Below are 10,370 nucleotides of genomic sequence, written 5' to 3'. Positions count from 1 at the left end.
CGCCCTCGGGTCCGGCCGCGGCGGGACCGGCGGCGGCCGGCGGCTGGCGGCGCAGCTCGGCGAGCTCGTCGGCGACGTCGGCGGCGGCCTGCTCGGCCTTGGCCTTCTCGTGCTGCAGACGCTCGAACTCGGCGACCAGCTCGGCGTTGTCAAGGGCCTGCGGTGAAGCTCCGGACGCCAGCTGATCGTTTTGAGCCCTCAGCTTGTTGTTGATCTCGATGAGCCGGTCGAGCTCCCGCTCCACCTCGTCGAGAAAATTGTCTACTTCGTCCTCGTCGTAGCCGCGGTTGCCAATCGGGGCTTTCTTGAACGAGATGCTATGCACATCGGCCGGGGTCAGCGGCATCGAAAACTCCTACAAGTCTCTTCGCGGCCCGGTGGGGCCGCTGTGTTTTGCCTCAGCGTATGTGAATCCGTCAAACATCAGGTGCTACCCGACCATTTGCGGAGCCACGACATAAATCCTTACCACCATGACAGCTATCAATAGCGCGATGAACGCGAGGTCAATGCTCACCGTACCAAGGCGCAGCGGCGGGATGATCCGACGCAACCCTTTCAGGGGGGGATCGCTGGCCGAAAAGACGAGTTCCAGCGCGATAGCGGTGGTGCGATGAGGATCCCAGCGCCGCGCGAAACGCATCACGGCGCTGAAAACCAGACGGGCCAGTAGCAACAGGTAAAAGATGTACAACGCTAGGTACAAAACCTGCCACAGTGTATTCACCAGAAGTGACTCGCTTAACTCTGATTGAAGAACCCGCCATCGGCGATTCTCGCCTTGTCTTCGGCCGTCACCTGGATGTTCGCCGGAGAGAGCAGGAACACCCGGTTGGTGACGCGGTCGAAGCTACCACGCGTGCCGAAGACCAGTCCCGCGGCGAAATCGACCAGGCGCTTGGCATCGGCCTCGTCGAGTTCCGTCAGGTTCATGATCACCGGCGTGCCGTCGCGATATGCCTCGCCCACGGTTCGGGCCTCGTTGTATGTCGTGGGGTGCACCGTGGTGATCCGGTAGTCCGGGTTGTCGGTGACCAGCACCGGGCGTTCCCGAGACATCGGCTCCGGGGCGAGAGCGAGGTTGTCGCGCGTCAACGACGTGACCGATGAGGACGGACGCGACAGATGGCGCACCTTGGAGCGTTCGGGGCTCCGGTCGGTGCGGTCCAGCCGGCGTACCCGTGACTGACCACTGCTGGCGCGGTCGGCACGATCGTCAAACTCATCGGAGTCGTCAAATTCGTCGAACTGACGATCCTCGTCATCTTCGATCAAGCCGAGCCAGACGCCCGCCTTACGCATAGCGCCCATCGACTTCTGCTCCCTCCCGGTGAACGGTGTCGCCGAATTACAGCGATGTGTTTCATATTCTTAGCCGACAGGGTACCCGAGATTGTCCCGTTGCCCGAGCAATTTGGTACCCAATCGAATGACAGTGGCACCGCAGGCTATGGCCGCGGCGAAGTCGCCGCTCATGCCCGCGGACACCACTGTCGCTTCTGGAGCGAGCTTGCGAACTCGCTCGGCGCGGCGCGCCAGATCTTCGAAGGCCGGACGCGGATCGGCGCCCAGCGGCGCCACCGCCATGACGCCCCGCAGCCGCAGACCGCGGGCTTCGAGGATCGCGGTGGCCAGCTCCTCGTCGCCGTCGGCGTCCACCCCGCCGCGGCCCGGCGCGGTGTCCAGGCTCAGCTGCATGAGGACCCCCAGCGGGATGTCGCGCCGCTCGCGCGCCGCGGCGTCCAGCGCCGCGACCAGCGGCGGACGGTCCACCGAGTGGACCAGGTGCGCGTAACCGGCCACCGAGCGGCATTTGTTGCGCTGCAGGCGACCCACGAAGTGCCACCGGACGTCGACGCCGGCCTCGGCCACCACGGCGGCCTTGGCCGCGGCCTCCTGGTCGCGGTTCTCGCCGATGTCGGTGAGGCCGAGCGCGGCGAGGTGGCACACGTCGGAGGCCGGGAAGTGCTTGGTCACGGCCACCAGGTCCACTTCGGACGCGTCGCGGCCGGCGTCGGCGCAGGCCGCGGCCATCTCGGCGCGGGCCGCTTCCAGGTTGACCGCCAGTTGCCGCCGCCGCTGGGACGCGGCGTCACGGGTGCTGTCGGCCCGGCTCACGAACCGTTCTTCAGGAAGTCGGGAACGTCGACGTCGTCGAACAGCACCTTGCGGCTGGACGAGGAGGACGAACCGCCGCCGGACAGCCCGTGGGTCGAGCCGGTGGATGTGGTGTCGGGCGTGGGCTTCTCGTCCACCGGGTCGGCCGGCTTGGCGATGTGGATGGGTTCGGGGATCGAGAACGCCGACTCCTCGGTGTCGAAGCCCGCCGCGATCACCGTCACCCGTGCCTCGTCACCCAGGGCGTCGTCGATGACGGCGCCGAAGATGATGTTGGCGTCGGAGTGGGCGCAGTCGCTGACCAGCTCGGCCGCGTCGTTGATCTCGAACAGCCCCAGGTCGCTGCCGCCGGCGATGGACAGCAGCACGCCCCGGGCGCCCTCCATGCTCTGTTCCAGCAGTGGGGAGGCGATCGCCGCCTTGGCGGCCTCGACCGCCCGGTCGTCGCCGCGGGCGCTGCCGATGCCCATCAGGGCCGAGCCGGCGCCGCTCATCACGCTCTTGACGTCGGCGAAGTCCAGGTTGATCATGCCCGGCGTGGTGATCAGGTCCGTGATGCCCTGGACACCCGACAGCAGCACCTGGTCGGCGAGCCGGAAGGCGTCCATCATGGTGATACCCCGGTCACCGGTCTGCAGGAGACGGTCGTTGGGGATGACGATCAAGGTGTCGCACTCGTTGCGCAGGTCCTCGATGCCTTGCACCGCTTGGGTTTGGCGGCGTTTGCCCTCGAAGGTGAACGGGCGGGTCACCACGCCGATGGTCAGCGCACCCAGCTTGCGGGCGATGTTAGCGACCACGGGGGCGCCACCGGTTCCCGTTCCGCCGCCCTCCCCGCAGGTCACGAACACCATGTCGGCGCCCTTGAGCACCTCTTCGATCTCGTCGCGGTGGTCCTCGGCCGCCTTGGCGCCCACCTCGGGATTCGCGCCGGCCCCCAGACCGCGGGTCAGGTCGCGGCCGACGTCCAGTTTGACATCGGCGTCGCTCATCAAAAGCGCCTGTGCGTCGGTGTTGATCGCGATGAACTCCACACCCTTGAGTCCCGCTTCGATCATGCGGTTGACGGCGTTGACACCGCCGCCGCCGACACCAACGACCTTGATGACTGCCAGGTAGTTGTGCGGTGGTGTCATGTGCTCCCCTGTCCTTTCCTCGCCGCTTGCCCAGTGCCGTCATTTGTGCGCTGTGGAGGGTGCCGCTTCAGTATGGCGTGCGGTCCGCGTCACCGCGGAAGGCTCCCGGCGTGTCGCCGATGTTGTCCATAATCCCACCAATTGACGCGGGTACACCGATTCAACTTAGCTCACTGTTGGAACATCCGGCGCGCTGACATCGAAATGTTTCTCGGATCGTTTCACGAGGACGGTCGCGACTTCGGCCTTTCGGGCGCATCGGGAGTCGTCCCCCCAGAAGACGGATCTGCCGCCCTTCAACCGCAGCGTGATGGAGCCGGGCGTCTTCGCGGTGATCTTCACCAGCCGGTTCTTCAATTCGGGTGTCAGTGCCGAAAGGACGGTCAGCACCGAGGTGGTGGCCTGATCGTCGGGCCCGGGATGCTCCAGTGTGGCCAACACGGTGTGGGCCGGTCGCTTGGCGACAGTGCGAAACGCCACGCCCTTTTCATCCACCAGGGTGAATTTCTTATCTGTTGGTACGGCGAGTCGCCCGCTACGTTCGGTGATCGTGATGACGACCGTGTGCGGCCAGGACCGGTCCACCGCGACGTCGCGGACCTCCGGGACCTGGGCGACGCGGGCGGCGGCGCCGTCCACGTCGACCGACGCCAGCGCGGTGCCCTTGGGGATGCGCGCGGCGTCGATGATGTCGGCGTTCTTGGTGAAGGTGGTCCCCTTGACCTGCACCGATTCCACGTCGAAGACGCCGCCGTACACCAGGCCGAGCCCGCCGGCCGCCAGCACCACGGCCGACAGACCGATCGTCCACCAGCGCCGCGCGCGGGAGGGCCGTTTGTCGGTAGCTTGAGCCATGGCGCTCGCCTTACTGCCTCAGGGCGTTGAGGATGTCGACGTGCATCAGCGAGATGGGCGGCGCGCCCATCGTGACGACCACGTCGCCGGGGCCGGCCAGCCGCTTCACCGCCGCGGGCACGTCGCTCCATTCGGGAATGAAGTGCTTGTGGTCGGCGTCCAGCCCGATCGCCTCGCACAGCGCGACGCCGCCGTCGCCGGGCGGCAGTTCCTCGCCGGGGCCGAAGACCTCCATGACGACGGCCTCGTCGCCGATGGCCAGGCCCTCGGCGATCTCGGCGCGCAGGTCGCGGGTGCGGTAGACCCGGTACGGCTGGAAGACCACGAGGAGGCGGCCGGGCGCGGCGAGTTCCTTCAATGTGGACATCGCGGCCTTGATCGCCGTCGGGTGGTAGGCGTATTCGTCGTAGACCCGCACGCCGGCCTCGGTTCCGGTGAGCTCGAAGCGGCGGCGCAAGCCCGCGAAGGCGGCCAGCCCCTTGCGCAGCTCCTCGGCGTCGATGCCCATGCGCAGCCCGGTGAGCAGGGCCGCGGCGCTGTTGAGCCCCAGGTGGGTGCCGGGGACGCCGACGCGGAACTCGCCGAGGTCGCGGCCCCGGTAGGTCGCCGAGTAGCCGACGCCGCGGGTGTCGGTGGCGAAGTCGCGCAGCACCAGGTCGGCGTCGGCGGCGGTGCCGTAGGTGAGGACCTCGCGGCCCTCGTCGCGCATCCGCCGGGCCAGCGCGGCGGCGCGGGCGTCGTCGGCGCAGGCGATGATGGCGCCGTCGGCGTCGGTGCCGCGCAGGAAGTCGGCGAAGCCGTCCTCCAGGGCCTCCATGGTGCCGTAGGTGTTGAGATGGTCGACGTCCACATTGGTGAGTACGGCGATGTGGGGACGGTACCGCAGGAAGGAGCGGTCGCTCTCGTCGGCCTCGGCGATGAAGTACTCGCCGCTTCCGTGCGCGCCGCTGCGCCCGTCGGCCACCGATTCGGCGCCGTTGACGAAGGACGGGTCCAGGCCGCAGTGGTTCAGCATGTCGATGATCATCGCGGTCGTGGTGGACTTGCCGTGGGTGCCGGTCACCACAATGGACTTCTTGCCGGTCATGGCGGCGGCCAGCGCCTCGGAGCGGTGCATGATCCGCAGACCCCGCCCGCGGGCCTCGACCAACTCGAGGTGGTCGTCGGGGTGGACGGTGGAGCGCACCACGGTGTCGATGCCGTCCAGATTGGACACGGCGTGTTCGCGGTGGATCGTGACGCCCAGCGCGGCCAGGTCCTTCAGGGACGGCCAGTCGTGCAGCTCGCTGCCGGTGACGGGCAGGCCCCGGGTGGCGTACAACCGGGCCAGCCCGGACAGGCCGACGCCGCCGACCCCGATGAACAGCACGTGGCCGAGGTCCTCGGCGGTGACGCCGTCGTCGATGGGGGACGCCATCGGATGACTCATTCGCTCGCCCCCACCGCTTCCAGGGTGAGCCGGCGCAGCGCCTCGTCGCCGTCGCGCCGCCCGAAGGCGGCCGCGCAGGCACCCATGTCGGCCAGCCTCGGCTTGTCCTGCAACACCGGTATCAGCTCGCGCTCGATCCACTGTGGGGAGATGTCGGCGTCGTCGCAGAACAGCCCGCCGCCGGCGGCCACGACCGGCCCGGCGTTCTTGTACTGCTCGCGGTTGCCCCACGGCAGGGGCACGTAGACGGCGGGGAGGCCGACCGCGGCCACCTCGGCGCAGGTCATGGCGCCGCCGCGGCACAGCACCAGGTCGGCGGCGGCGTAGCCGAGCTCCATCTCGCGCAGGAACGGCATGGTGACGTACGGCGCGGCCAGGTCACCGGGGATCTCGACCGGCTCGTCGCGGCGGGCGCCGATCACGTGCAGCACCTGGGTTCCGGCGTTGGTGAGCGCCTTGGCGGCGCCGGCCACGGCCTGGTTGATGGAGTTGGCGCCCTGCGAGGCGCCGAACACGAACAGGGTGGGCCGGTCGGGGTCGAGTCCGAAGTGGGCACGGGCCTCGGCGCGGCGCGCGTCGCGGTCCAGATGCGAGATGGCGGTGCGCAGCGGCACGCCGGTGACGGTGCCGTCCTTCAGCGCCGGGACCTGTTGCGGCAGATGGGGAAAGCCCACCGCCAGCGTGTGGTCGAAGCGCATGCCGAGCCGGTTGGCCACCCCGACGGGGTCGTTGAACTCGAAGATCACCATCGGGGTCTTGCGGCGCCAGGCCGCCAGGTAGGCGGGCACCGAGACGTAGCCGCCGAAGCCGACCACGGCGTCCGCTTCCACCTCGTCCATGACGCCGCGGGTGACCTTGGTGGCGCGCGCCATGCGCGGCAGCGTCTTCAACAGGTCGATGTTGGGCTTGCGGGGAAGCTGGTGGGCCGGGACGATCCGCAGGTCGTAGCCGGCGGCGGGCACCAGGTCGTTCTCCAGTCCCTTCGTGGTTCCCAGACACGTGATGGTCACGTCCGGATCGTGGCGGCGCAGGCAGTCGGCGAAGGCCAGCAGCGGATAGACGTGGCCGCCGGTGCCACCACCGGCAAGGACCACCGATCCCAGTCGACTCAACTCGTGCCTCTCTTTCGGTTGCTGGACGGACGCGGCGGAAGCGGCGCCCACAGGACGCGCACCACCCGCCGGGGGTTTCGGGCCCGCAGGGCGCGGGCGGCGTCGGGCTCGGCGCGCGCGAACGACGCCAGCATCCCGATGGCCGCCAACACGACCACCAGGGCGGTGCCGCCATCGGAGATCAACGGTAGCGGTAGGCCGGTGATGGGCAGCAGGCCGATGACCCCGCCGATGTTGATGATGGCCTGCACCGAGATCCACACCGTGAGCCCGGCGGCCGCCAGGCGGCGGAACGGGTCCTGCACCCGGTAGGCGATGCGGAAGCCGGAGTAGGCCAGGACCATGAAGAGCACCAGCACCACCGCGCAGCCCACCACGCCGAGCTCCTCGGCGATGAGCGCGAAGATGAAGTCATTGTGGCCGTTGGGAAGCCAGTCCCACTTCTGGCGGCTCTCCCCCAGCCCGACGCCGAACCAGCCCCCGTCGGCGATGGCGTAGTAGCCCTGGATCACCTGGTAGCCCCAGCCGTTGGCGTAGTCCTGCGGGCTGCCGAAGGACACGATGCGCTCCATACGGTAGCTGGCCACCCCGGCCAGCACGGCGACGCCCGCCAGGGCCATGGCGAGCATTCCGGCGAAGATCCGCAGCCGCACCCCGGCCGTCCACATCAGACCGAAGAAGATGGCCACCAGGCACAGCATGCTTCCCAAGTCGCTGTAGCCCACCAGGAGGAACACCACCGCGGCCACCGGGAACAGCGGAACCGCCAGCTCCCGCCACAGGCCGATCTTGGGTCCGGCCTTCACCAGGACCCCGGCGGCCCACAGCAGGAACGCGAACTTCATCAGCTCCGAGGGCTGGAACTGCACCGGGCCCAGGTCGATCCACAGGCCCTCGGTGCGCAGCGCGCCGCTGCCGGAGGAGGGGAAGATCATCAGCACGGCCATCAGCAGGCAGCCCACCACGAGCATGGGGCGGCCGAGCTTTTGGTAGGTGCGCACCGGAAGCCGCTGCGCCACCCAGAAGGCGAACAGCCCGACCAGCGCCCAGATCGTCTGCTTCGAGATCGAGGCGAAGGCGTTGCCGTGGATCTCGTAGGCCCGCACCATGGTCGCGGAGAACACCATGACCAGGCCGATCACCAGGAGCAGCCCGGTGGAGGCCAGCAGCAGGTAGTAGGACGCCAGCGGGCGGCTCAACAGCCCGCGCAGCGCGCCGAGTCCGCGAAAACCCATCCATCCGGGGGTCTTGGCCGCCGAGGTCGTCATGGCGTCACCGCGCCGCGCGGGGCGAGACCGTGGAGTCCAGTGTGGCCACCGCGGCGGCGAAGCGGCGGCCGCGGTCGGGGTAGCCCGTGAACATGTCGTAGGAGGCCCCGGCGGGCGACAACAGCACGACGTCGCCGGGTTCGGCCATCCGCGCGGCGGCGCTCACCACTTCGGACATGACCTCGGGGTCGGTGCCGGCGATGTCGACCACCGGTACGCCGGGGGCGTGGCTGTGCGCCGCCTCGATGATCCGCGCGCGATCGGCCCCCAGCGCGACGACCCCCCGCAGCCGCGGCGCCGCCGCTTCCACCAGTTGATTCACGTCCACCCCTTTCAACTGCCCGCCGGCGATCCAGACTATCCGGTCGTATCCGGCGATCGCGGCGGCCGTCGCGTGTGGATTGGTGCCCTTGCTGTCGTCGACGTAGCGGACTCCGGCGACGGTGGCGATGTGGACGTTGCGGTGGGGTTCGGGCTGGTAGTCGCGCAGTCCTTGGCGCACCGCCGAAGCGGGAACGCCGAAGGAGCGGGCCAGGGCGGACGCCGCCAGCGCGTTGGCGACATTGTGGAGCCCGGGCGGGTTGACCTCGTCGACGGGACACAGCTCGACCGGCGTGTCGCCCGAGTGGTCGAGGAGGCTGCCGTCGGCGATGCCGAACTGCCCGACGGCCGGGATGCCCAGGGTGAACCCGATGTGGGTGCCGGGCGCGGACTCCAGCAGCGTGGTCACCAGGGCGTCGTCCAGGTTGCCCACATTGGTGTCGCCGCGCCAGATCGCGGTCTTGGCCTGGGAGTAGGCGTCGAAGTCGCCGTGCCAGCTCAGGTGGTCGTCGGCCAGGTTGAGCAGCGCGCCGGCGCGCGGGGTGAGCCGCGACGACCAGTGCAGCTGCTGGCTGGACAGCTCCACGGCCAGCACGTCGTAGTCGCCGTCGACGGCCTCCACCAGGGGTTGTCCGATGTTGCCCAGGGCCCGAGAGCGCAGCCCGGCGGCGGACAATATGGACGCCAGCATGGTGACGGTGGTGGTCTTGCCGTTGGTCCCGGTCACCGCGAGCCACGGCGCGGCGTCGGCGCCGCGCAGCCGCCAGGCCAGCTCGGGTTCGCTGAAGACCTCGATGCCGCGGGAGGCCGCGGCCCGCGGAAGAGCATGGTGCGGCGGGATGCCCGGCGACACCACGACCGCGTCGACGCCGTCCAGCATGGACGCGTCGATGGCCTCGCCGGTGTAGACGGCGTCGGCGACGGGGCGCAGCGCGTCGACGTCGGCGTTGTCGTCACGGTTGTAGACGACGACATCGAATCCCTTGGCGGCCAGGGCTTTGGCGCTGGCCGCTCCCGACAGTCCCACTCCAGCGACGACGTACCTGCTCACCGGCGATCAACCCACCACTTTCAGGAAGTCGGCGTAGAACAGGCCCAGGCCGATGGCCACGCCGATGCCGGCGATGATCCAAAAGCGCACCACGATGTTGACCTCGCTCCAGCCGGCCAGCTCGAAGTGGTGCTGCAGCGGGGCCATGCGGAAGACTCGTCGGCGGGTGAGCTTGAACGAGGTGATCTGGATGATGACCGAGAAGGTCACGATGACGAACAGGGCGCCGAGGATCGGCAGCAGCATGATCGTCTTGGTGGCCAGGGCGAGCCCGCCGATCAGGCCGCCGAGCCCCAGCGCTCCGGTGTCGCCCATGAAGATCTGGGCCGGAGAGGTGTTCCACCACAGGAAGCCGAAACATGCCCCGGCGGCGGCCCCGGCCACCAGCGCCACTTCCAATGGATCTCGCACCATGTAGCAGTAGTTGGCGGGGTGCTCGCCGTAGCACCAGTGGCGGTACTGCCAGAACGCGATCACCACGTAGGCCGACAGCGCCATGATGGACGCCCCGGTGGCCAGGCCGTCGAGTCCGTCGGTGAGGTTGACGCCGTTGGAGGTGGCGATGACGACGAAGATGAACATCACCACCGCGCCGATCCGCGACAGCTGCAGCCAGTCGATGTCGCGCACGAAGGACAGCCGGTCGCTGGCGACGGTGAGCTTGATGGAACCGGTGTAGTACAAGGCGACCCAGCCGAAGACCCCGGCCACGATGATCTGGCCCACCAGCTTGCCGCGCTTGTTGAGGCCGCCGGAGTTCTTGCGGCGCACCTTGAGGAAGTCGTCGACGAAGCCGACCAGGCCCATGCACACGAACAGTCCCAACAGGACGATTCCGGTGGCGGTGAAGCCCTGGGGCCGGTTGTAGCCCTCGGGCAGGGCGGCCAGGACCGCGTGGCCGGACAGGTAGGCCAGCACCGTGGCGCCGATGAACACCACGCCGCCCATGGTGGGGGTGCCCTTCTTGCCCAGGTGGGTCTGGGGACCGTCGGTGCGGATGGGTTGGCCGGCCTTGAGTCGCCGGAAGAACTTGGCGGCCAGGGGGGTGAAGAACAGGGAAACCGTGAAGGCCACGAACGC

11 protein-coding genes are annotated in these 10,370 nt (G+C 68.9%); all 11 read right to left on the bottom strand.

Going from position 1 to position 10,370, the window contains the following annotated elements:
* Positions 1 to 346: DivIVA domain-containing protein (locus VE172_RS05020; RefSeq protein WP_324798054.1), on the bottom strand; the 346-nt coding region annotated here is incomplete at its 3' end.
* A gap of 84 nt (positions 347 to 430) precedes the next feature.
* Complete coding sequence (locus VE172_RS05015; protein WP_349258263.1) at positions 431 to 730, bottom strand: YggT family protein; 300 nt, start codon at positions 728 to 730, stop codon at positions 431 to 433.
* A gap of 11 nt (positions 731 to 741) precedes the next feature.
* Entirely contained in the window at positions 742 to 1,311 is a 570-nt protein-coding gene (locus tag VE172_RS05010; protein ID WP_324798049.1) for a cell division protein SepF, read from the bottom strand.
* A gap of 60 nt (positions 1,312 to 1,371) precedes the next feature.
* Positions 1,372 to 2,118, bottom strand: coding sequence for a YggS family pyridoxal phosphate-dependent enzyme (locus VE172_RS05005; protein ID WP_324798044.1), 747 nt, complete (start codon positions 2,116 to 2,118; stop codon positions 1,372 to 1,374).
* On the bottom strand, positions 2,115 to 3,254 hold the full coding sequence (gene ftsZ / locus VE172_RS05000) for a cell division protein FtsZ (protein WP_324798042.1): 1,140 nt from the start codon (positions 3,252 to 3,254) through the stop codon (positions 2,115 to 2,117). Before ftsZ ends, VE172_RS05005 begins: the two co-directional genes overlap by 4 nt.
* 165 nt (positions 3,255 to 3,419) lie before the next feature.
* Complete coding sequence (locus VE172_RS04995; protein WP_324798038.1) at positions 3,420 to 4,109, bottom strand: cell division protein FtsQ/DivIB; 690 nt, start codon at positions 4,107 to 4,109, stop codon at positions 3,420 to 3,422.
* 10 nt (positions 4,110 to 4,119) lie between these two features.
* Positions 4,120 to 5,526, bottom strand: coding sequence for a UDP-N-acetylmuramate--L-alanine ligase (murC, locus tag VE172_RS04990; protein ID WP_324798035.1), 1,407 nt, complete (start codon positions 5,524 to 5,526; stop codon positions 4,120 to 4,122).
* A gap of 8 nt (positions 5,527 to 5,534) precedes the next feature.
* Positions 5,535 to 6,650 (bottom strand): UDP-N-acetylglucosamine--N-acetylmuramyl-(pentapeptide) pyrophosphoryl-undecaprenol N-acetylglucosamine transferase, encoded by a 1,116-nt coding sequence (locus VE172_RS04985; protein WP_324798033.1) that lies wholly within the window; start codon positions 6,648 to 6,650, stop codon positions 5,535 to 5,537.
* Positions 6,647 to 7,918, bottom strand: a complete 1,272-nt coding sequence (ftsW, locus tag VE172_RS04980; RefSeq protein WP_324798030.1) for a putative lipid II flippase FtsW — start codon at positions 7,916 to 7,918, stop codon at positions 6,647 to 6,649. Before ftsW ends, VE172_RS04985 begins: the two co-directional genes overlap by 4 nt.
* 4 nt (positions 7,919 to 7,922) lie before the next feature.
* Positions 7,923 to 9,290, bottom strand: coding sequence for a UDP-N-acetylmuramoyl-L-alanine--D-glutamate ligase (gene murD / locus VE172_RS04975; RefSeq protein WP_324798027.1), 1,368 nt, complete (start codon positions 9,288 to 9,290; stop codon positions 7,923 to 7,925).
* A 6-nt stretch (positions 9,291 to 9,296) separates the two neighbouring features.
* Entirely contained in the window at positions 9,297 to 10,364 is a 1,068-nt protein-coding gene (gene mraY, locus VE172_RS04970; RefSeq protein WP_349258262.1) for a phospho-N-acetylmuramoyl-pentapeptide-transferase, read from the bottom strand.
* Between the last annotated feature and the right edge of the window lie 6 nt (positions 10,365 to 10,370).

Source organism: Stackebrandtia sp., assembly GCF_035643755.1.
Taxonomy (GTDB): Bacteria; Actinomycetota; Actinomycetes; order Mycobacteriales; family Micromonosporaceae; genus Stackebrandtia.
The sequence above is the reverse complement of the archived record's forward strand: the minus strand, read 5'-3'. Positions and strand labels throughout refer to the sequence as shown.

Coding starts and splice junctions, on each gene's coding strand:
- VE172_RS05010 (WP_324798049.1), bottom strand. CDS start 1,311: ATGGGCGCTATGCGTAAGGCGGGCGTCTGGCTCGGCTTGATCGAAGAT.
- ftsZ (WP_324798042.1), bottom strand. CDS start 3,254: ATGACACCACCGCACAACTACCTGGCAGTCATCAAGGTCGTTGGTGTC.
- VE172_RS04995 (WP_324798038.1), bottom strand. CDS start 4,109: ATGGCTCAAGCTACCGACAAACGGCCCTCCCGCGCGCGGCGCTGGTGG.
- murC (WP_324798035.1), bottom strand. CDS start 5,526: ATGGCGTCCCCCATCGACGACGGCGTCACCGCCGAGGACCTCGGCCAC.
- ftsW (WP_324798030.1), bottom strand. CDS start 7,918: ATGACGACCTCGGCGGCCAAGACCCCCGGATGGATGGGTTTTCGCGGA.